This window comes from Maribacter algae (genome assembly GCF_047345745.1).
In the GTDB taxonomy this organism is placed as follows: Bacteria; Bacteroidota; Bacteroidia; order Flavobacteriales; family Flavobacteriaceae; genus Maribacter.
In genome coordinates, this window is record NZ_JBLFES010000003.1 from 202351 (window position 1) to 225523 (window position 23173).

Sequence of the window (23173 nt, forward strand, 5' to 3'; positions counted from 1 at the left end):
AAAAATGTGATAGCCAAATTAGAAGTGCAATGAAAAAAATAATAATCTATATAGGATTGGGAATTGTTCTTACGGCCTGTAAACAAAAAGAAAAACCCATTCCTGTTAGTCCGGAAGATTTACATGCTGTTGTAGATAAGGTTACGGAAATTATGATTCACGATATTTTCTCGCCTCCAGTAGCTAGTAGAATTTTTGCTTACCCCAATGTGGCCGCATATGAAATCATTGCACAAACCAATCCAAAATATATTTCCCTTGCAGGTCAGGTAGGTGCATTGACCAATGTTCCAAAAATAGATACTACCGCCGGGGTCAACCCGCAACTGGCCGCCATCATTGCGCATATGGATGTAAGCAAAGAACTTATTTTTTCTGAAGACAAATTTAAGGTTTTACAGGATAGTCTCTACCAAAGTTGGAGAAATCTCAATAAAGACGAGTTTGAAGCTTCAGAAACATATGGCCTAAAAGTATCGGAACACATCAAAAGCTGGATGGACAAGGACAACTATAAACAAACACGGACAATGCCGAAATTTACGGTAGATACGGATGATGTCTCTAGATGGCAACCTACCCCACCGGCTTATATGGATGGTATAGAGCCCCACTGGAACAAAATACGACCCTTTTTCTTGGATTCTGCGGCACAGTTCAAGCCATTGCCCCCACCACCATTTTCTATGGAAAAAGAATCTGGCTTTTATAAGGAATTATTGGAAGTATATGATATAAGCAATGAAATTACCAAAAATGGAGATAACTCTGAAGAAGTTGAAATTGCCAAATTCTGGGATTGCAATCCCTATGTCTCAGTAACAAGAGGACACCTTATGTTCGCAACAAAAAAAATTACACCTGGGGCACACTGGATCGGAATAACCAAAATAGCGAGTAGAAAAACCAATAGTGATTTTGATGATACGCTTTTCGCCTACACCAAAACCTCTTTGGCCATAGCGGATGCCTTCATTAGTTGTTGGGATGAAAAATATCGCAGTAATCTCATCCGACCGGAAACCTTGATCAATCAACATATTGATGAAAATTGGAAACCCATTTTGCAAACACCACCCTTCCCTGAATACACAAGTGGCCATAGCGTGGTTTCAGGAGCGGCAGGGGTTGCCCTAACAAGTATCTTTGGTGATAATTTTCAATTTGACGATGATACGGAAGTTGCCTACGGGCTTCCGGTTCGTAGTTTTGAATCATTTAACAAAGCTGCGGACGAAGCGGCAATCAGTAGAATGTACGGTGGTATTCATTACAGAGCGGCAGTAGAAGTCGGTGTGGGGCAAGGAAGAAAAATTGGCAATTTATTGTTAAAAAAAGTGAAGATGTTGAATAATGAGAAAATTGCATCAAACTTATAATGGGTATGAAAAGAGGAATTGGTATTACTCTTGTGATAATTGCCATTGGTGTTTTATGGTACCTTTTTTTTAAACCACAAGATTATAGAATTAATGTTGAGGTAAACTCCATTCCTGGAACCATTAACCAAAGTTTGAAGCTTTGGAGTACAAATCTAGGTACAAACAGTAAAATTACCCAAAATAAAGATTTCAATCACTTAACTCAAACTATTCAGGTTTCTGCTGATTCTACAGATCAATTAGAATGGTTTATTGAATCCTTGAACGATTCTACCTCACGAATAAAAGTTGACGTTACCGATTTACAACACAGCCTCGGCAACAAAATTCAAATTCCATTTTCTGACACTGACTTTGAGAAGCGGTCAAGGAAAACAGTTCGTAACTTCATCGAAAAACTTAGAGAACATGAAAAAAGTTTTCAAATAACCTTAGTTGGCAACGAAGAGCTTTTAAGCACGTCCTGCGCATGTATTGCCATAGAGAGCAGTCAATACGAAAAGGCAGGTGAGATGATGAAAGGCTTTCCACTTTTAAATACAGTTTTTGCGCAAAATGAAATCCAGTTGAATGGTTTGCCTTTTATTAAGATAAACGATTGGAACATGCTAGAAAATCGTATAAGCTATGACTTTTGTTATCCCATTATACAAAAAGATGACATGCCATTTATAAAAGGGGTTTCATATAAAAGTTTTGAAGGAGGAAAAGCTTTAAAAGCCATTTATAATGGTAATTATATCTCATCTGACCGCGCTTGGTATGCACTCTTGGATTATGCTAAAAAGGAAAACATAGAAGTTGAACCCAAACCTATTGAGTTTTTCTTTAATAACCCAAATATGGGAGGTGATGAACTTTCTTGGAAAACAGAAGTCTTTCTCCCTTTAAAAAATTAGAATGTCCAAACTCCTTCTTTTTTGCTTATTCTTTACATGTATTTCCTGTACCAACTACGGACAGCTAACCTATATGGCAGAACTACCCAATAATTTGGAAGAAAACTCTGGAATGGTATCCATGAAGGATTCTACCATCTGGATGATTGAGGACAATGGAAATAAAGATGATATTTATAAAGTTGATTTTAAAGGGGAATTATTAAAATCGTTTGATGTTAAAAATGCCAAAAACAATGATTGGGAAGACCTGACCAAAGATAAAAATGGTAACGTATATATTGCCGATATCGGCAACAATAAAAACAATCGAAAAAATCTAGTCATATATAAATTACCGAATCCAGAAAAAGAGCCTGGAGATAAGATAGATGCCGAAGAAATAAAATTCTACTATCCCGAACAAGAAGAATTTCCTCCAAAAAAATCAAAAAGATTCTATGATGCCGAAGCTATATTTCATCATGGGGAAAAGCTATTTATAGTGACGAAGAACCGCTCAAATCCTTTTTCAGGGGATACTTTTATCTACACTGTTCCGGATTCTAAAGGAGAATATACCGCAAAATTAGTAGGTACTGTTGCCATATGCGATGATTGGGAGACATGCCAGATTACAAGCATAGACATTTCTCCCAATGGCAAAAAAATAGTAGCCCTATCCTATGGAAAGCTTTTTGTTTTTACGGACTTTACTTGGGATGATTTTTCGATTGGAAAGATGAAAACAATAGACCTTGGTATACGAACACAGCTGGAATCTATCTGCTTCATCAACGATACTACCCTTCTACTTTCCGATGAAGTATCGCATAACCGAGGAGGTAATTTATATTCGTTTACGCTGACCGACTAAAACCCAAATCCCAACCCGAACGTGAACCTCAACCCATCGTCGCTATTAAAAAGCGCTAGGTTAATGGATAGAATATCCGAGCCGTTTAGAAAAAAACCGCCACCGTAAGAAGTATGCCATCTGTTAGAAGCTATTTCGGGAGACCAGACCCTACCATAATCAAATCCTCCGAACATGCCCAATGCGGTTGGTAAAATGCGAGTTCGCATTTTTCTAAGGCTAAATCTTAAATCCGTATTCTGATAGTAAGCCGTTTTTCCGGTAAATCTTTGGTTTCTAAAACCTCTTAATCCGTCTATCCCGCCTATATTGGCCCCTTGATAAAACTCGTATCCATTCCCGATGTTAAAGTGTCCTTTCCACTTTGTGGCGAGTACCAATCTACCGTTGGGTATAAGCTTATAATCAAAGGCGATAGAGGGAATTATATATCCGAAATTTTGGTCGTCTTCATTGATATTATCCTTGTATCCAACGGCAATAGAAGTTGCCATTCCAAGGGTTGGAAAACCAGTATTATCCCTATTCTCATAAGTATACTCGCCATGCACCCCAACAAAATCATTTTGGGTTTCCGTACCGTTGGCCTGAAAGAAAGAATTTATAAATCTATCTTCCGTTTCCTCAACTTCAATAGACTCATAGGAAACTCCTATTTTGAACTTCGCCCCTAATTTTCCTCGCCATACCAAGGAAGGCGAAAATTCTAACGTTTGTAAACGAACCCTATTAAAATCCAAGCCTTCATCATCATCAAAATTCTCCGTATTGTTTCCAAACCCGAAAAAATTAACTGCAAAATTTGGACTGGTAAAACGTCCGGCAAGTTCTAAATTCCAATGTTCAAAAAGCTCAGCAAACTCACCTGTGTACCCTAAGCTAAAACCATTGGTGGCAAAGTAATAAGACGCATTAAATTTATGTTGTTGTGTAAAGGGATTTTGTCTGAAACCATTGTACGTATAGGTATTCGCAAAGCCTATTCGTATGCCATCATCCGGATTAAAGCCTATTGTCGGTATCAATTGGTTCGTACTATTCCTAATATTTAAAGGACGATATGTGTTTACGTTATAATCATCCGTTAACTTTACTTTGGCACCACTGGTCTTCTTCAACGTATTGGGTTTGCTCTTGTAATCGTAAATAGCGATTCCTTTACCATTACCCACTTCATAAATATCGTTATTTTGGCCCCCGATCAAACGCACCTTTATTCCACTTAGCCCTTTCTTATTTTTTACCTCAAAGATATCGTCATCGTCTAAACCATATATCCAAATTTCTTTGGTCTCGGACTTTGTAAAGGTTTTTTCAAAGAACAGCTTCTTTTTCTTGCCCTTCATATTTCGATATGCGCGTACTCGTGTTTCTTTGGCATTCAATCTATCTACCTCAAACCAATCATCCTTGTCCGTTCCCGTTACCACTGCATATTTATTGATGACTTCATAGTATTCTTTCGCCGTTTCTTCAATATTCTTCAATCTTGCCAAAAGCACTCTTTTTAATCTATCAACGGTTTCGTCTTGTACCTCTTCGGGAAATTCCTTGAATGCTTCCGTTATAGTTTTACTGTCCAGATTTTCTTTGAGGAATCTTGCCTGTTCTATCCACTGACTCTTTTTGGTTTCGCTCAACAAGGCCAAATCCAAAACATATGTTTTCGGAGAGGAATTAAAACCTTTTACGTTTCTAATTTCCTCATTGAAACCTTCCATTAACCTTAATCCGGGGACAATTCGCGTAGCAATTCCCATAAAGAATCCATCGCCCATTATAGAAAAGGCCTGATCACGGTCTCTAGGCACCGGTCTATAAAAAATTTTATTATCCTCCTTAAACTCTGCCCAGCGCCACTGGTCCACATGCCGGTCCCAATCCCCGATCACCATATCAAATAGGCGCGCCCGTAAGTAAAGGTCACTATCAACACCGTATTTTTCATCGTCCCTGAGGTCCTCCAACATGGCATCCGTACTCTTAAGCTCATTGGAAAATCCAAAACTGGCCTTATCACCATGATTATCACCAGCGTGTTCCTCTATCATATACAGTTCATCCCCATAAACATCGTTATATTTTCCAAGAGCGCTCTGTTTTGGTATATAATACAAAGTTGGGTTGGTATGATATAAGGAAACGGCATCCGACAGTTTTCCAACGGCAAAAGGCGCATAAGGATGGGAACCTGTGTAAAAATCCGCCAAAAGTTCTTGCGTATAAGTATCTTTTAAGTCCTCCAACACGTACATATCCTGAAAAGCCATGGCCTGTAGGTACAATCCTGGTAATTTCCTGAGCGCCCGCATTACATATTCCCTACCCTGCTTATCGCGAAGCCTTAATGATTTAGATTGATGCCCACCTCCCATTTTTACAGGGACCAGCCCTCCATATAAGGTGTCTAAAAGAACTGTTGGCGCCTCTATTTTTCTGCTGTAATATTCGCGATATCTTTTTCCCCAAAAACGCTGGAACAGTTTGCTTTTTTCTGTTTCCTGTTCCGAATAAATTGAAGCTTCTACCGTTTTAGGGATGTCATTCTTAAATTCCACCAACGTTTCAGACCTGACCGGAGGTAAAACGGCACTCGTGAATAAAAATTCTTCTTCTTCAGCTGCATCTACCCCAAAAAAGCGAACCCGGGAAGACCCATCCGTATAGACCTCCAATGTGGCATACCCCATTCTTCCGGTAGAAAACCTACTTCCGTTCAACAATTTCGTTGCACTTTCCTTGGCCCCTGCTCCACTTACAATTTGTGGAATTCCATTTTCAACGATATATTGTAGGGTATGCTCATGACCCGCTGTAAAAATAACACGGTCCGAATATTGGGCCAATGTAGTAATCCTGTTCCTCAATTCACGATAACGCTTATTTTGCAAATCCGCTATAGAGGCCCCAGTAGTGGTTCTCAGAACATTGATAAAAGTTCCTAGAACGGGTAAAGGAAAAGGCAGTTTTTTAGGATAAAATTGTTTTTTTAACGAGAACTGCCCACCATGTGTTCCATAGCTAGACATGGGGTGGTGCATAGCAATTAGGGTAGTTCGTTGTCTGTTATCCTTGATCGCATCTTCCAGTTCCAGAAAAAATTTATCCCTACTTTTTATATCACACTTGTCATTAATATCCGGTCTTTTGTCCCAATTGGTCAAATACCATTCCGTATCCAGTATGATGATGGCAATATCTTCCCCAATTTGTTTCACCTCAATGGGGCAGCCATTTTCGGGCTGAAAGGCATCTTTATCGTCCAAAACTTTTTGGACATATTTTTCTTGCCGTTCCAATCCGATCAATCCCTCCGTATACCAATCGTGGTTTCCTGGAATGAATATGGGTTTCCCCTTAAAATTCTTTAGCGTATTGAGTTGGGCGTCCAAATGACTTTTCGCTTCTCGATAGGCTATCGTAGAATCCTTGGGGTCCGGTAATCCTGCGGGATAAATATTATCCCCCAAGAATATTGCGGTACTGTTGGCATCTGCCTGATCTAGTTTTTCCTTGAAAATTTTTAAGGCCGGGTTCATACCTCCTATGGGAGAAAGGCCAGCGTCACCTATCAAGTAAAAGGTGTGGGACACCTCTTTATCTATAGTGATGTCTTGACTGTCCAAGCTATTGGCATATTTGGCCTTATACGTAGCGCAACCCGTAATAAAAAATGCTAAAACTATTCCTACGTAATATTTATTCATATCAAATGTTCCTGTGTTCAAATTTTCGTATTTTGGATAATTCTAACCCAATATATATGTCGGCCATTTTAGAAAAAACTGAAAATTTTGTAGTAGCCCTTTTATCCAATGAGCTCGACAATAACTACTTATACCACAATTTAAGGCATACCCAACGCGTAGTTAAAAGTACTAAAGAATTATTGAATTCCTGTGCGCTATCGGATTCCGAAAATGAGGCTATCCTACTGGCCGCGTGGCTCCACGATACGGGGTACACCCAAGAAACGGACAATCATGAAAGAAAGAGTTGCCAAATTGCCAAAACATTTTTGGAAAAAGAGGGATATAATGCTAAAATGATCGATCAGGTTTTAGCGTGCATCATGGCAACGGTACGGTATGCCGAACCTAAATCTATCCACGAAGAAATCTTAAGGGATGCCGATGCTTCCCATTTTGCTCAAAAAAGTTATTTGGAAACAGCAGATTTGCTACGCGAGGAACTTAAATTGCTTGGAATTGCAGACTATAGCCATAAAGAATGGCTCAATGCCAATATAAAAATGTTCAGAACGGAGCATCGGTTCTACACCGATTATGCAAAAGAAAACTGGCAAGCCGGAAAAGACAAAAACCTAAGAAGACTTGTAAAAGACAAGAAGTCCGAAAAGGAAATAGCCAAAAAAGAGGCTTTAAAAGCAAAGTACAAAAGTGAAAGCCCAGATCGTGGAATCCAGACCCTTTTTAGGGTTACCTTAAAAAATCACATTACCCTAAGTGACATCGCCGATACGAAGGCGAACATACTTTTGTCCGTAAATGCGATCATTATTTCATTGGCATTATCCAACCTCATCCCCAAACTAGATAATCCATCTAACGAATACTTGATATATCCTACCGTTATTTTCGTTGTTTTTAGTATTATTTCCATGATTTTGGCCGTATTGGCCACACGACCTAATGTGACTAGCGGACAGTTTTCAAAAGAAGATGTAAAACAGAAAAAAGTGAATCTCTTGTTTTTTGGAAACTTTCATAAAATGAAATTGGACGAATACGAATGGGCCATAAATGAATTGGTCAAGGACAAAGATTATATCTACTCCTCCTTGACCAAAGATCTCTATTTTTTAGGATTGGTCTTAGATAGGAAATATAAGCTGCTACGATGGACCTACACTATTTTTATGATAGGAATGATAGTTTCGGTAATCGCTTTTGCATTTTCCTTCAAAATGTACGGCCCCGAAAGAATGATGGCACTGTTATAAGATTTTAATCTTTCAACTCCTCCATTAAATCGTCATAGGTATAGGTCTTTTCAGAGCTTTCGTCGGACTTGTATAATATCTCGGCACGTATTGCCTTGAGTCCGGAAACCCCTTGTAGACCTTCTAGCTCCACAATCTCTATATTGTCCGTGAAATAGCCTTTGGATTTCAAGAATTTAATATACCGCAAGTATTCCAGCTCATCCTTTTTTTGTGAATACACAATGGCCATTTTACCTGTTTGCGTCAGCCTTTCATTGGTACCTTTAATATAAGATTTATCAATACGTTTTTTGATAATCTCATAACGTGCGTTGTAGGTACCATCTACATCAAACTGTTTTTCGTCCATACGAAAACGGATGGATAACGAAGTATTATATACCAATATCAAAGAGGTAGCGTCCAATTGTACCGGTAGCTCTGATTTTAGGCTATAATGCACATTTTCCATTTCGCACATTACCTGAAGCTGCCAAAGTCTTAAATTATTAAGATATAATGGGTCAAATTCTTTTTTGTTAGAAATGGATTCCCCTATATACATATTGTGCTCCACACCGTCTGTCTTGTAACGTTCAAAATAGTGCGGAAACATTTCTTGGGCATCTTCTTGTTTACCATCGATTACCGAGGCCAATCTTTTATTGATAAGCATGACGCTCTCATCGTAGTTTTTTCTATGGTCATAATAAGATTCCGTACCGGAATCTATTTGTGCTTCATACAATAGGACATGCTCGGAAAGTTCTTTATCGAACTTTTTAAGATGTTTAAAAACAGGTGCAATTTCTTGCTTGACAAAATCAAAAATAGATTGCTCACTATTGGTATACAAGGTTTCCTTTATACTGTCCAAATGATTGTTCACCCTATATATCAACTCCTCATAAATAGGAAGTTTATGTTTCTCGAAAGCTTCTTTTAACACCTCATTTATGGCAGATAATTGAATCATGAGATCTCTCTGAATAGCCTTGTTACGGGCTTTTGAAGAATCTTTTATATCAATTTGTCCGTAAAGCGGATACACATCTTTAAAAACAATTTCCTTGAAAGAAGGTTGCCTGCCTTCCAGTTGATCTTTTATGAAGTATTTTGCCTCTTCCTGAAATCTCCAGTACACGGAAGAATGTACCGAAGTACACTCATTTTGGATAATGGCATCAATTAAATTCTCTTCTTCTATTTTAGAGCGTACCACCGCAGAAACAATGAACGGCATAACATCGTCCAGTTTTCTGGCATTAACTCCATTAAGTACGTTTTTCTTTTCCGAAACTATTTCCAACACCCCTAAAAGTTCCCCTTCAAAAGCAATGGGAGCAAAAATAGCACTCTTTATACCCTGTTTTTTTAGTGTTTTATAAGGATCCATCCCTTCGGATTTTTCCTCGTATTTATCCACATCCGAAATAGCGAAATAGGAATTCTCCTTGATCAACCTTCTGTAAGAATATTGGCAGAGCGCCTCGTTACAGACCTGTGCGTCTTTTCCATTTAAAATAAAACTGGCAATACCTTTACCATATACAGGTTCAAATTGATCATCCCTATTGTTATATGTCACAAAGCCTACTTTAACATCGGGCAGCCTGAAGAAAGATCTAAAGGTTTCCTGCAGATCTGACATGAAATTATCGCTCCCACGTTTATCGCTTGCAATAAGTTCTGACTTGATTTCTGAAATAGAATGTTCCGCGGTAACATCGAACATATTGGAAATAACAAATCCTTTGGAAATAAAACTCTCCGGTGGAATTTTATCCATCCACAATTTTAGATCATCCGGATTTTCCAAGAGTTCATCTACATCTTCTTGGCTGATTTCCTTTGATTTTTCGGTAGGCATAATGTCCATAAAATCCGCATTGTACAGAATTCTATAATGGTGCATTACACCGTTGGCATCGGGAATATCATAGAACATTGGTCTGGTCATGTCCAGTTTAAAACCATAATAAAAATTGAGGATAACGATACAACCCATGATATAATCAAAACCTTCTATCTGATCTCTCATAGTAGGTTCAAAACCAGGACCGGCTTCCTTTACTATTTTTTGGAAACGTTTTGTAGAATTGAATATCAAGTCATAATAGGGGAGCGAGGCAACTTTGATCTCATTATCGCTCAGCACTTGGGAGAAACTGTCCTGAAGAATCTCACTAATGGGCTCTTTATATTTTTCCAATAGACTAAGGTCGTAGAAACCTTTCCTGAGCTCTGGAAATTTTTTTTCTATCTTAAGTACTTCCTTGGCCCTGGACGCTACCAAAACATCGTTACTATCCTTCAATTCATCATACTTTCCCAAAAGCTTTTCAAAGCTAATGAGATGTTTTAACGGCATTATTTTGTCCTCGACTTTTACCATACCTTTATTTGTCTCAAAAACACCATTAAAATTACAAAACTATACGTAGTTTTTTGTTAAAAGATTTCGCAGTTAGTCGAGTACTTTTCGGATATTTATGCAAAATTGAGACATGTCATCAGCGAGCAGACTTACGAGGGCATTTGAAAGGGCCAAGATCATTCCCTTTGATGATACCTCCAAGTTCATTCTTTTTAGTGATTGCCATCGTGGGGACAACAGTTTTGCCGATGATTTTGCCAATAACAGAAATATCTATTTTCACGCCCTGACGCACTATTACAGCGAAGGTTTTGAATACTGCGAATTAGGGGATGGGGACGAGCTTTGGGAGAACATTAATTTTGCTTCTATTTTTGAAGCGCATAAAAATGTTTTTAAGCTTCTTAGACAATTTCACTTGGAAAACAGATTGCATATGGTTTGGGGAAACCATGATATGGTCTACCAAGACCAGGCTTATGTGGACAAGAATCTATCCAGTTATTTTGAACCGATAGACGGTGAAAACAAAGAACTCTTTGAAGGCCTAAAATATCACGAGGCACTAGTACTAAAACATTCCAAAACGGATCAAGAACTCTTTTTGACCCACGGTCATCAGGCAGATTGGTGGAATTATAACTTTTGGCGTTGGGGGCGATTTTTAGTGCGCGTACTATGGAAACCGCTACAAGTATGGGGTATTGCCGATCCCACCAGTCCCGCTAAAAATTATAAGGAACTTATTAAGTTAGAACGAAGAATAAAACGTTGGATTCTCAAAAACAATCTGCTCATTACCATCGTGGGCCACACACATAGACCCCGTTTTCCGGAGCCCGGTGACATTCCCTTTTTTAATGATGGGAGTTGCGTACACCCTAGAAGCATTACAGGCATTGAGATTGAAAATGGACAAATTTCCCTGATCAAATGGCAAATTGAAACCACGGTTGACGGTACTTTAAAAGTAGTTCGTATTCTTTTGGAAGGGCCACAAAAATTGATTGATTATAAAGAAAGATAAAAGCCCGTTGAGCAATAACGGACTTTTAATACTTTTAATCCTGGTTTTTAAAAATAATAGGAAAGCCCAAATAATAGATCCGAAGAATTTAAACTGAAGTTGAAAGCACTGGAATCACTAGTTCTTTCAGAATTGTCGTTATCAAATGAAAAATATGATTTTCTATAACCCAAAGAACCTAGAGAGGTTTCCAACGCTAGTTTATCGGATATGAAAAAAGTTATTCCCGGACGAATCCCTAAAAAAATCTGATTCGTCGTTCGTTGAGGCCCTTCTAATTCCAAAAGCCTATCTTGATTTTTGAATTTAACAAAATCATATCTCCCTTCGGCTTGAATATAAAATGCGAGATTCTTATGCACTGGCCAATACGTTCTTATATAAGGAAACACGATAAATGTATCAAACTCATTTAAACTTGAACTTGTCACTTCACCATTATTATTTCCAAGATTTTCAGATTTGGTATATCCGTAACCCAAGCCTAGGCCTACAATAAAATTATCCTTTACGGTGTAGCCAAGATTGGGAAGAAAAGTAAAGGAAAAGTTTTTATTTTCATTAAAAAAGGACTCATTCTCATTCTGGTTATTACTAAAACTCAAAGAGAAATTCCCCCCTAAATTCCATGTTCCCTTTTCAATAATTAGCTTCTTTTCATTTTCATTATCTGTTTGGGCGAGACAAATGCCAACAAAAAATAATGTTGTAATACATAATACTGTTTTCATATAAGATTGTTTTTAAGATTATATTAAAGGCGTACCAAGCTTTGTACCGCTTCTTCTTAAAAAGGACTAATTGATATTAGTTTAACCATTTGATAGCAATTGGATAAAACTCCTCCAAGAAGCTGTTCTAAAATTGTATATTTAACTTTTCGCTTAAACCCAGCCCTATGCCATTACTTATCGTAGTCATTGGAATACTTCTTTTGTTTTTACTGATTGCCAAATTCAAACTCAACGGTTTTATCGCTTTTATTCTGGTATCCCTATTTGTGGGGATAACCGAAGGAATGGAGCCCGTTGCCGTGGTAAGTTCCATTCAAAAAGGAATTGGGAATATCCTCGGATTTTTAGTCCTTATTTTGGGGCTTGGCGCCATGTTGGGAAAATTAGTGGCCGAAAGTGGTGCCGCACAACGTATTACGACCAAGCTAGTCGATAAATTTGGAAAGAAAAACATACAATGGGCAGTGGTCCTTACAGGGTTTATCGTAGGAATTCCTATGTTTTATTCTGTGGGTTTCGTAATCCTTATTCCATTGGTCTTTACCATCGCGGCAGCTACGGGACTTCCTTTGATCTATGTAGGATTGCCTATGTTGGCTTCCCTATCCGTTACGCACGGTTATCTTCCTCCCCATCCCGCGCCTACGGCCATCGCGGCAACTTTTAATGCGGATATTGGGAAAACATTGTTTTATGGTATTATCGTAGCCATACCTGCCATCATTGTTGCCGGACCGCTGTTCTCCAGAACTTTGAAAAATATCAAAGCGACTCCTTTAGAAGGTTTTACGAGCCCTACCGTATTAAAGGACGAGGAAATGCCCGGAACCGGAATCAGTATTTTCACGGCATTACTTCCTGTTATCCTTATGGCCGTTGCCGCACTGGCCGAGCTTTTTCTCCCCAATGATACCGTTTTAAAAACCATTCTTGTTTTTATGGGAAATCCGGTAATGGCAATGTTGATCTCTGTTTTAGTCGCTATTTACACCTTGGGACTTGCTCGTGGTAGAAATATGAAACAAGTTATGGAAACCGCTGGGAGTGCCGTTAAGGGCATCACCATGATACTGCTTATCATTGCCGGAGCCGGAGCCTTAAAACAAGTTTTGATCGATAGCGGCGTAAGCGAATATATTGGAGGCGTTTTAGAAGGTTCCACAATATCGCCTTTAGTATTGGCATGGCTTATTACCACGGTGATCAGGGTATGTGTAGGTTCTGCAACCGTAGCAGGACTTACCGCCGCAGGTATTGTTTTACCACTTGTTGAAGGAGCAGGCGTGAGCGCTGAATTAATGGTTCTGGCCATCGGTTCTGGAAGTTTAATGCTTTCCCATGTGAACGACAGTGGATTTTGGCTTTTTAAAGAGTATTTTAACTTGTCCATAAAAGATACGCTTAAATCTTGGACAATCATGGAGACCACCGTTGGAGTTATGGGCTTGGTGGGAGTCCTTATCCTAAATCAATTCATATAAATCAAATCATATGAAACCATCTGAAAAAATTAAGGAATTAGGATTAGTTATACCGCCCGCTCCCAAACCCGCAGGTCTTTACAGGCCCATACTTGTGGTAGATAACTTTTTGTACGTTTCCGGGCAAAGCCCCACCTTGAACGATGGTACCTTGTTTACAGGTCGCGTTGGGGACTCCCTAAGTCTTGAGCAAGGAAAAGAGGCGGCAAGACAGGTTGCCCTTACCATGCTTTCTACCATCACCACCCATTTTGGAGACATCAATAGGATCAAAAGGCTGGTCAAAACCCTAGGGATGGTCAATTGTACTCCAGATTTTAATAGCCAACCTTTGGTCATCAATGGTTTTAGTGAATTAATGGCCGATGTTTTTGGTTTTGAATATGGCGTGGGCGTAAGAAGTGCCGTAGGCATGATGTTACCGGACCAAGTAGCCGTAGAAATTGAGGCGATGTTTGAACTTTACAAAGATTAACAAAGATGAAGACCGATGAATGGTTTCGATTAAAAAATCCTGAAAAAGTCATTTCCCCGTCGTTATTGGTATATCCGGACAGGGTGATGCATAATATCCGAACCATGATTACTATGGCCGGCGGACCCGAAAATTTACGTCCGCATATCAAAACGCACAAAAACGCGGATATTATCAAAGCGCAATTAGATTATGGCATTAACAAATTTAAATGTGCCACCATAGCCGAGGCGGAACTATTGGCGCAGTGCAACGCACCGGATGTATTGTTGGCCATGCAGCCTGTAGGTGCCAATAGGGAACGTTTTATCAATCTTATTCAAAAATTCCCGAAGACCGTTTTTTCCACATTGGTTGACAATCCGCTCACGGTAAAACAATTGGGAAATCTGGCAGCAAAAAACAAGTTGCAGCTGAATTTATATATTGATCTTAACGTTGGTATGAACCGTACAGGCATCATACCCGATGATGAAGCGCTGAAGCTCTATGAGACCATCTCAACACATCCACATTTATTGGCGGTCGGCTTACACGCCTACGACGGGCATTTACGGAATCCCGATGCTAAGATCAGAAAGCAAAATTGTGACGAAGCTTTTGAAAAAGTACTTCATTTAAAAGAGAATATTATAAAAATGGGCTTAGCGGAACCCGTTATTATTGCCGGCGGCTCCCCCTCCTTTCCTTTTCATTGTAGAAGAAAAAATGTAATTGCCAGCCCGGGAACAACTTTGTTATGGGATGCGGGATATGGAGATCTTTTCCCCGAAATGGATTTTCTTCCTGCAGCAGTATTGTTCACTAGAATTTTGAGCAAACCAAAAGCCGGTATATTATGTTTTGATCTGGGCCATAAATCACTGGCTTCGGAAATGCCATTCCCCAGAGTTCAATTTTTAACCTTGGAACATGGAAAGCAACTCAAACAATCTGAAGAGCATTTTATGGTTCAGTATGACGATTTGAAAGTTTTGGAAGTTGGTGAAGAACATTATGCCGTTCCCATGCATATCTGCCCCACCGTGGCCAAATACGAGGAATTGATTGTTGTGGAAGATGGAAAAGTTACCGGAAATTGGAAAGTGGCGGCCCGCAATCAAAAAATTACGGTTTAATAATGTTCATTTTTGATGCCCACTTAGATCTGGCCATGAACGCAATGGAATGGAACAGGAATCTTACTTGGTCTATCCAAACTATTCGTGAAAGCGAAAAAGGAATGACCGATAAGCCTGATCGTGGTAATAATACCGTTTCTTTTGAAGCCATGCGAAAAGGCAATGTTGGCCTTTGCGTAGCTACCCAAATTGCACGATATGTAAAACCGGAGAATCCGTTGCCCGGTTGGAATTCCCCGCAACAAGCTTGGGCGCAGACACAGGGACAATTGGCGTGGTACAAATCCGTGGAAGAACTGGGGATTTTGACGCCCATAACCAATAGCCAAGAACTGAATGTTCATCTGAAAAACTGGCATGCCGATAACGAAAATACGCCTATCGGATACATTTTAAGTTTGGAAGGAGCAGACTCCATTATCGACCTTTCCTATCTTGAAAAATCCTATCAAAACGGACTTAGGGCCATTGGACCCGCACATTATGGCCCGGGTACATACGCTTTTGGTACGGATTCCATTGGAGATATTGGCATAAAAGGAAAAGCTCTTTTGAAAGAAATAGAAAGATTGAACCTCATCCTTGATGCAACCCATTTGTGTGACAAAAGTTTTTGGGAAACCATGAACAATTATAACGGCCCCGTTTGGGCCAGCCATAATAACTGCAGAACATTCGTAAACCATAACCGTCAATTTTCAGACGAACAATTGTTGGAACTTATTAATCGAAAAGCGGTTATTGGCGTTGCCTTGGACGCGTGGATGATGGTCCCCAATTGGAAAAGAGGTGTTTCTATACCTCAAGAAATGGGTGTTACCTTACGCCACATGGTTCAAAACATAGATCATATTTGTCAACTTTCGGGCAATTCCCTGCATGTAGGTATTGGAACCGATTTGGATGGTGGCTTTGGCACGGAACAATCTCCTGCCGATTTGGATTCTATTGCCGATTTACAAAAAATTCCACAAAAATTAAAAGAAAAAGGGTACCGTGACGAGGATATTGCTAATATTATGCATGGAAATTTTATCCGTTTTTTACATAATACTTGGGAATGAATAGAAGAACTTTTGTAACCACTTCGTCATTAGCAGCTTTGGGCACATTATTCGTGAAATGTTCCGGCTCCTCTACTATTTTGCTCAAAAAAAATCAGGTCATTGCATGTCTTGGCGATAGCGTTACCTATGCCGGAAAAGATGGGTATGTAGAACGATTGCAAAAATACACCGATACAAACTGCCCACAATTAAACTTGAAATTCCTGAATTGGGGAAAAAATAGCGAGACCATCACCGGACTCACAGAGGAAGATCATCCCGGACCACGACCCTATCTATTTAATAGATTGGATGGCTTGTTGAATGCGACCGACGTTGACGTTATTTTTTTCTGTTTCGGTATAAATTGTGGTATTTATGGAAAGCCGTCGCCACAACTTTTTGATAGTTACAAAATTGGAATTTATTCTTTTTTGGAAAAAATTAAGCTAAAGAAAATTCAGGCCGTATTGCTAACACCGCCGCCATTGGCTTTGAAAGCAGTTCCCTTGAAAAAATTACCTGCTGCTACTCCTTTCAGTTGGAAAAACCCTTATCCCCTATATGAGGAAGAAGTATTACAGGAATTCAAAAAAATAGTATTGGAGGTAAAGCATTCCAATCTTTTGGGCACGATAGATATTCACACCCCGCTTTTAAAAAACCAAACTGAATTATATACCGATGACCCCATACACCCAAATCCTAAAGGTCATGAGCTGATTGCCGGTACGGTCATCGATCATTTGAGATTTTAACTTCCTCTTAAGCCCTTATGGCAGGGTATTTGTTATTTTTAGAGTCATTTATCGACTGTTTTATAGCTTATGAAGGCGATACTACCTTTTATATTTATGTTATTGATACCGTTTATTGGATTATGCCAATCGGATATTCCTACGCAAAAACCATTAAAGATAGAGGCAGTCAAGAAAGCGGATCCAACGGGAAATACCAAATCCGGTCCTGTATTGAACATCCCTTCCGTAATACAACCTCAGCCTAAATTTGATTTGGATAAAAAGAACCCTATAAAAATGCTACCGGACGAGGAGTTGGTTCAAGCGGGAACGGGTCTTAAAATAGACCCTAGAATTGGCCCAAGGGAAAAAGAAGGTTCTAGCCAGTATTTTCCGGATCAGTATTTAGGCGATGTGAAAAGTAACGGGAAGTTTGTAGGGATTGTTTGTAGGGATCACGAATATGTAGATGGGGACCGCGTAAAAATCTATGTAAACGATGTTGTGGTTGACCCTAACATGTTGTTGACCGGGGCATTTAAAGGAGTTAATGTTGATCTACAATCCGGTTTTAACAAGCTGGAATTTGAAGCCTTAAATCATGGCTCTTCCGCACCAAATACAGCCCAAGTTGATGTTTACAATGATGAAGGACAATTGATTTATTCCAACAAATGGTTATTGTCCTCCGGGTCTAAAGCGACTTTGATCGTTACGAAGGAGTAAACTTTATTTTCTGTTGCCCGGCGTATATGTTTCCTTGGCTCTTTTTAGTACATCTTCCTTATAAAAAGCGGCATCTTTCCAATCCACATCGGCATATTTTTGAATCTGGTCATCAAAGTGAGGCGATTCAGGATTTCCGCTTTGTCCCCCTGCCAAAATCGTTTTCGCTTTTACCCTATCCCCGAACTCTACGGCAGCCACGAAACTGTTTCCCCGCGTTCCATATATTTTCTTTGCACCCTCCGTTGTATAACGAGCACCATAAGCCGCTAAAGCGCCCCATCTTCCCGAAGCAAAACCAATAGGAATACTCGGTTTATCATCATCAAAATGTTGACGAATATCTCCCGTTATACGTTGGTAACGGTTTACTTCTCCCCAAGCAATGTTCCAAGTACCAAAATCGCTTATTAGTTGATCAATTGTTTTTTCAAAAATTTGAAGATGTTGCCGCGGGTTCTTTCCCCAATGCTCAAATCGTTGCATGGGTGATAATCCTTCAGGATACATGCCTTCTTGATAAAACCTTGTCCCATAAAAATGTGCCAAGGTCATTGCTACGGACGCTTTAGAGGTTCTATAATCCCATTTTTCCAAAACTGCAATGGCCTCTCTCAATTTTGGATTTTTATCATCATAACGATTATACGATTTTATCAATCCGGGAATCAAGGCTTCAAACGCCGGTAGATAGGGGTCATGCGCCAATTCAATCAAACCATCCAGGGTAAAGTCCTTTTTATTCTTTAATAGGCCAATGGCATGTACACCGCGGAAATTTTCTCGGTCAATGGACATGTAATTTGGATAGTTTTCCTTCTTTGGACTGAATTCCGCCGCAGCGGTATAGGGTGTAGAATTGCAATTTTGTATCCATCCGTTCTTAGGATTCAGGACCAGGATATTTTCGTCAACCGTATGCAAACCTTGCCAATCGGTCTTTGGGTTCCAACCTTCTACAGGATTTGAATAGTCAAAACTTACATCGCGTTTGGGTACAAAATTACCATGGAAATAAGCAATGTTTCCCTCCGTATCCGCATAAACGGTATTATTGCTGGAATTGGTCCTCATATCCATCATTTCCCGAAAACCTTTATAACCATCCTGCTTTGTCCGTATAAAAGATTGTTCCAAGGCTTTAACGGGTTCCCACATCATGGCAGAGGCTGTCCACATGCCATCTTCCATATGGGTGATAGGGCCATGGTGAGTGCGATAGGCAGGGAAAACCTTTTGCTTCAAGCTATCCCCTTCTTTATATGTTAAACTGATTTCCGAAACTTCTACAGGTCGTAATTCTTCCCCATATTGATACATGATGTTTCCATCCAACGTGGTAATATTCTCCTTGAATTCATCCATTACATCGGTATAGGTAGAAGTGTGCATCCAGCCTGTTTTTTCATTAAAGCCTTGATACACAAAAAACTGCCCCCAAGTGACTGCCCCATAGGCGTTGAGACCCTCTTCGGAAACGACATGAACCTCGCCCCTGAAATAAAAGGAAGTATGTGGATTGATCAATAGCATGGCATTCCCAGATCGTGTTATATCTCCTGAAAGAGCAATACCGTTAGAACCTTGCGGTTCTGCCATTTCTTCTTGTTTTTCCAATTCCATAATTTTAGCCTTAGGAACTTCCATATTACCTTCATAAAACGCTTTTATTTTACTGGTTCTGATACGTTCAATATCCCCGCCAATACTTCCTTCACTAAAATACATGGGCATCCAAGGCTCAAAATGGGTCAACAGTTTCGGTTTAACTTCGGGATGGGTCTCCAAATAATAGTTGATACCATCTGCGAACGCATCACAAAGCTTTTTGAGCCATTCCGGACTTTTCTCGTAGTTGGTCTTTGCTTCTTCTTCGGTCATAAAAAGCTTCGCTCTTAAATCACTATAAATAGCACTTTCACCCTCTACTTCTGCCAATCTTCCCGTAGCCCATATATAATTTTGCTCCACGCGGTTAAAATCGTCCTCACATTGTGCATACAACAATCCAAAAACGGCATCGGCATCTGTCTTGCCATAAATATGTGGGATACCGTAATCATCCCTTATTATGGTAACTCTTTCGGCTTTTTCAACCAAACTTAGACTGTCGTAATCTACCTTTTTTTCTTTTTTAGTTTCTGTTTTGCAAGAAAGAAACAGCGCTAAAAGTGCAATTAAAATTGTCCGTGACATACTTTTGTTTTACAGTTTTGAAGATACAGGAAAACTTCTACTTAAGAAAGCTACCAACTACCACTTGCACCGCCGCCGCCAGAGCTTCCTCCACGGCCGGAAAAACTACTGGAACTAGAACTGGAGCCAAAAGACGACGATCCACTAGAAGAAAAAGTCTTGCGCATATAGCTTTTATCGTTTTTGATCATGGAAATTTTCAAGTCTTCCTTTCCGAAGATTTTAATTTTGATAAGAGCTATGACCACGGTAAATAATAGGAACCCAATAAGGAAATAAATTACATATTTAGAATCTTTCAATAAAAACTCATACTTAGATAGGTCATATTCGTTGAACATTAAGAAAAGAAAAACGGGAAGCGCCAAAAAGAATAAGGACATAAAAACAGGGATAGCAGAAAAAACGACCAGAAACAGACCACTTACCAAACCAATCTTACCAATAAACATACCCCTAAAAAGCTCTATAAAACCCTTATATGTCCTATAGAAAAAGAAACCGCCGGCCAGCACAAAAACGGAAAAGAAAATAAGCATAAAAACCATACCTATCCTGTCATCCCTTCGTTGCGACTCCTCCATTTCGGTCTTGAACTCTTCTAAAGCTTCAGGATTGTTCAATAGCGTAATAATTTGATTCGCAGCCCCATCAATTCCTTCAAAATACTTTTCTTCCTTGAATTTAGGAATCATGGTATTTCTAATGATTCTGGAAGCTACCGCATCCGTAATATAGGGTTCCAGACCATAACCGACTTCAATACGAACCTCCCTATCCAATTTGGAAAAGAGAATCAAAAGACCATTGTCTTTTCCTTTTTGACCCAGTCCGTTTTGATTGAACGTTTTGTTGGCATAGGTCTCAATCGTTTCATAACCCAAACCATTGATAGTCAACACTACCAATTGATTGGTAGTCTCCTTTTCAAAATCCGTAAGCTTCTTTCTTAGGCCTTCCAGCTGGTTTGGAGTGAAAATCGTGGCACTATCCGTAACTATTTGTTCGAGTACGGGATACTGTTGCGAAAAAATCGAAAACGAAATCGATAAAAAAATAAATGAAAAGGCTTTTTTAAACATGATATTGTTAAGCGACGATTTTTCAAAGATAACACGCTTGTTTAAAAAATAAGGGCACTTCTATTTTCTACAATTTCAAGTAACTTGCACTTTCTTTTATAACTATGGCAGAAAAAAAAGTAAGTATCCTTAAAGCATTTAAAACAATTATCTGGCCGAGACGAAAATTGGTTTTCCTAGGGCTTTTTTTAATAGTGATAAGTAAAGCCGCAAGTTTTGTGGCTCCTGTTTCTTTACGCTATTTTTTGGATGACATTGTTCCTAACAAAGACTACGATTTTCTAAAAATACTGGTTGCGGTGGTTATCCTTTCCTTTTTTTTGCAGGGGCTCATGTCTTTTCTTCTGACGAAAGTATTGAGTATCCAAGCACAATTTATGATTTCCGAGCTGCGGGCGCAGGTCCAAAAACAGGTACTTTCCTTGCCCATACGTTTTTTTGACAATACAAAATCCGGGGCACTGGTCTCTCGTATCATGAGCGATGTGGAAGGGGTACGGAATCTTATTGGAACGGGGCTCGTGCAGCTTGTTGGTGGAACCATTACCGCTGTCGTTTCTCTAATTCTCTTACTGCGAATTAGTCCCACCATGACCTTGCTCACTTTTGTTCCCTTGATTCTGTTCGCATTCATCGCCTTAAAAGCGTTTAAAATTATACGCCCCGTGTTTAGGGAACGAGGGAAAATAAATGCCGAAGTAAAGGGTAGGTTGACCGAAACATTAGGAGGAATACGAGTCATAAAAGGTTTTAATGCCGAAGAACAGGAAGGAAAAGTCTTTGAAAGTGGTGTGGACCGATTGTATCAAAACGTAAAGAAGAGCCTAACGGCAACTGCAATAATGACGAGTTCCTCCACTTTTTTGTTAGGCTTGGCCACTACTGGAATTATGATGGGGTTTGGAGGTTATAAAATGATGCAGGGCGAGCTCACTACAGGAGAATATTTTGAATTTACCTTTTTGCTCGCACTCATGGTAGCACCCATAGTTCAAATGAGCAATATCGGTAGTCAACTGACCGAAGCCTTAGCAGGATTGGACCGTACCGAAGAGCTAATGAACCAAGTAGCGGAAGCTGATGAAAAAGACCGTACCATTCAACTTTCAGAGATTAAAGGTGATATGACCTTTAAGAATGTTTCCTTTGCTTATGAGGAAGATAAAGACGTGCTGCACAATATTAGTTTTGAAGCCAAAGCAGGTGAAGTCATAGCGCTTGTAGGCAGTTCGGGTTCAGGGAAATCTACCATAGCGGGACTGGCCGCAAGTTTTTTGAATCCGGATTCTGGTGAAATCACCATTGATGGGCAGGATTTGGCAAAAGTAGACCTGACCAGTTTCCGCAAATTTTTGGGTGTTGTCTTGCAGGACGATTTTCTCTTTGAAGGAACCATTCGTGAAAATATTCTCTTTCCAAGGCCCAATGCATCGGAGGAAGAATTAAAAGCCGCTGTAAAAGCCGCCTACGTAGATGAGTTTACAGATAGGTTCGATGATGGTTTGGATACCTTAATAGGGGAACGTGGCGTTAAACTTTCCGGTGGGCAGCGCCAGCGTATTGCCATTGCCAGGGCTGTTTTGGCGAATCCTAAAATCTTGATTTTGGACGAGGCTACTTCCAATCTGGATACTGAAAGTGAAGCCTTGATTCAAAAAAGTTTGGCAGAACTCACCAAAGGACGTACCACCTTTGTCATAGCACACCGGTTAAGTACCATCCGTAAAGCAAACCAGATTTTGGTCATTGAAAACGGTCGTATCGCGGAACATGGCACCCATGATGAATTGATTGTAAAGGAAGGCAGGTATTACAACTTGTTTACCTATCAGGCGAGGATTTAAATTAGAACGCTTCGCTCTAAGACACTAGACTTTAGACCGCTTCGCTCTTAGATTCAAAATGTTATCTTTTAAGTACGTTTTCTAAATTTTTCCAAGTAAAAAATAGTTGAAGAAATAAGTAAAATCTACCATTACGCAAAGTTGTCAATTGTCATTGAACATATTCTGCCATCAATGAATTTGAAAACTAAAGTAGCTGCAATTTCATTGCAAGGTTTTGACATTTAACTAGATAATAGTTA

Annotated in this window: 17 protein-coding genes; 12 read left to right on the forward strand and 5 right to left on the reverse strand. The window is 39.5% G+C overall.

All coding sequences use genetic code 11. The annotated features are described in order from the left end of the window. Positions 1-29: 29 nt before the first annotated feature. Genes ACKWBX_RS12495 through ACKWBX_RS12505 form a run of 3 tightly spaced genes read left to right on the forward strand, consistent with a single transcriptional unit; the run spans position 30 to position 3137 of the window. Entirely contained in the window at positions 30-1379 is a 1350-nt protein-coding gene (locus tag ACKWBX_RS12495; protein ID WP_413969034.1) for a vanadium-dependent haloperoxidase, read from the forward strand. A gap of 5 nt (positions 1380-1384) precedes the next feature. Continuing rightward, positions 1385-2281, forward strand: a complete 897-nt coding sequence (locus ACKWBX_RS12500; RefSeq protein WP_413969035.1) for a GyrI-like domain-containing protein — start codon at positions 1385-1387, stop codon at positions 2279-2281. 1 nt (position 2282) lies between these two features. Further along, entirely contained in the window at positions 2283-3137 is an 855-nt protein-coding gene (locus ACKWBX_RS12505) for a hypothetical protein (protein ID WP_413969036.1), read from the forward strand. Here ACKWBX_RS12505 and ACKWBX_RS12510 read toward each other — a convergent pair. Then, the gene (locus ACKWBX_RS12510) at positions 3134-6865 is read right to left on the reverse strand and encodes a metallophosphoesterase (protein WP_413969037.1); all 3732 of its coding nucleotides are present in this window, start codon (positions 6863-6865) and stop codon (positions 3134-3136) included. The genes ACKWBX_RS12505 and ACKWBX_RS12510 overlap by 4 nt on opposite strands. 35 nt (positions 6866-6900) lie before the next feature. Here ACKWBX_RS12510 and ACKWBX_RS12515 point away from each other — a divergent pair, with 35 nt between their 5' ends. Further along, positions 6901-8100, forward strand: coding sequence for a Pycsar system effector family protein (locus ACKWBX_RS12515; RefSeq protein ID WP_413969038.1), 1200 nt, complete (start codon positions 6901-6903; stop codon positions 8098-8100). Between the two features lie 4 nt (positions 8101-8104). Here the strand turns inward: ACKWBX_RS12515 and ACKWBX_RS12520 are convergent, their stop codons facing one another. Next, positions 8105-10453, reverse strand: a complete 2349-nt coding sequence (locus ACKWBX_RS12520) for a GAF domain-containing protein (protein WP_413969039.1) — start codon at positions 10451-10453, stop codon at positions 8105-8107. Between the two features lie 136 nt (positions 10454-10589). Here ACKWBX_RS12520 and ACKWBX_RS12525 point away from each other — a divergent pair, with 136 nt between their 5' ends. Beyond that, positions 10590-11486, forward strand: a complete 897-nt coding sequence (locus ACKWBX_RS12525) for a metallophosphoesterase family protein (RefSeq protein WP_413969040.1) — start codon at positions 10590-10592, stop codon at positions 11484-11486. Between the two features lie 47 nt (positions 11487-11533). Here ACKWBX_RS12525 and ACKWBX_RS12530 read toward each other — a convergent pair whose 3' ends face one another. Continuing rightward, the gene (locus tag ACKWBX_RS12530; RefSeq protein WP_413969041.1) at positions 11534-12217 is read right to left on the reverse strand and encodes an outer membrane protein; all 684 of its coding nucleotides are present in this window, start codon (positions 12215-12217) and stop codon (positions 11534-11536) included. 167 nt (positions 12218-12384) lie between these two features. Between ACKWBX_RS12530 and ACKWBX_RS12535 the strand changes: the two genes are divergently transcribed. From ACKWBX_RS12535 to ACKWBX_RS12560, 6 genes are all read left to right on the forward strand, one after another. Continuing rightward, entirely contained in the window at positions 12385-13701 is a 1317-nt protein-coding gene (locus tag ACKWBX_RS12535) for a gluconate:H+ symporter (RefSeq protein WP_413969042.1), read from the forward strand. A 10-nt stretch (positions 13702-13711) separates the two neighbouring features. Continuing rightward, positions 13712-14176, forward strand: a complete 465-nt coding sequence (locus ACKWBX_RS12540) for a RidA family protein (RefSeq protein WP_413969043.1) — start codon at positions 13712-13714, stop codon at positions 14174-14176. A 5-nt stretch (positions 14177-14181) separates the two neighbouring features. Further along, entirely contained in the window at positions 14182-15294 is a 1113-nt protein-coding gene (locus ACKWBX_RS12545; RefSeq protein WP_413969044.1) for a D-TA family PLP-dependent enzyme, read from the forward strand. A gap of 2 nt (positions 15295-15296) precedes the next feature. After that, on the forward strand, positions 15297-16361 hold the full coding sequence (locus ACKWBX_RS12550; RefSeq protein WP_413969045.1) for a dipeptidase: 1065 nt from the start codon (positions 15297-15299) through the stop codon (positions 16359-16361). Continuing rightward, positions 16358-17101 (forward strand): SGNH/GDSL hydrolase family protein, encoded by a 744-nt coding sequence (locus ACKWBX_RS12555; RefSeq protein WP_413969046.1) that lies wholly within the window; start codon positions 16358-16360, stop codon positions 17099-17101. Before ACKWBX_RS12550 ends, ACKWBX_RS12555 begins: the two co-directional genes overlap by 4 nt. A gap of 69 nt (positions 17102-17170) precedes the next feature. Then, positions 17171-17809, forward strand: a complete 639-nt coding sequence (locus tag ACKWBX_RS12560) for a hypothetical protein (RefSeq protein ID WP_413969047.1) — start codon at positions 17171-17173, stop codon at positions 17807-17809. Positions 17810-17812: 3 nt separating this feature from the next. On the opposite strand, the gene ACKWBX_RS12565 is transcribed toward ACKWBX_RS12560, so the two are convergent. Together ACKWBX_RS12565 and ACKWBX_RS12570 are read right to left on the reverse strand one after the other, a co-directional pair. Next, a complete protein-coding gene (locus ACKWBX_RS12565) occupies positions 17813-20005 on the reverse strand; it encodes an acylase (RefSeq protein WP_413969048.1) in 2193 nt (730 codons plus the stop codon). Positions 20006-20055: 50 nt separating this feature from the next. Beyond that, complete coding sequence (locus ACKWBX_RS12570) at positions 20056-21087, reverse strand: TPM domain-containing protein (protein WP_413969049.1); 1032 nt, start codon at positions 21085-21087, stop codon at positions 20056-20058. Between the two features lie 104 nt (positions 21088-21191). Between ACKWBX_RS12570 and ACKWBX_RS12575 the strand changes: the two genes are divergently transcribed. Next, the gene (locus ACKWBX_RS12575) at positions 21192-22931 is read left to right on the forward strand and encodes an ABC transporter ATP-binding protein (RefSeq protein ID WP_413969050.1); all 1740 of its coding nucleotides are present in this window, start codon (positions 21192-21194) and stop codon (positions 22929-22931) included. Positions 22932-23173 lie beyond the last annotated feature (242 nt).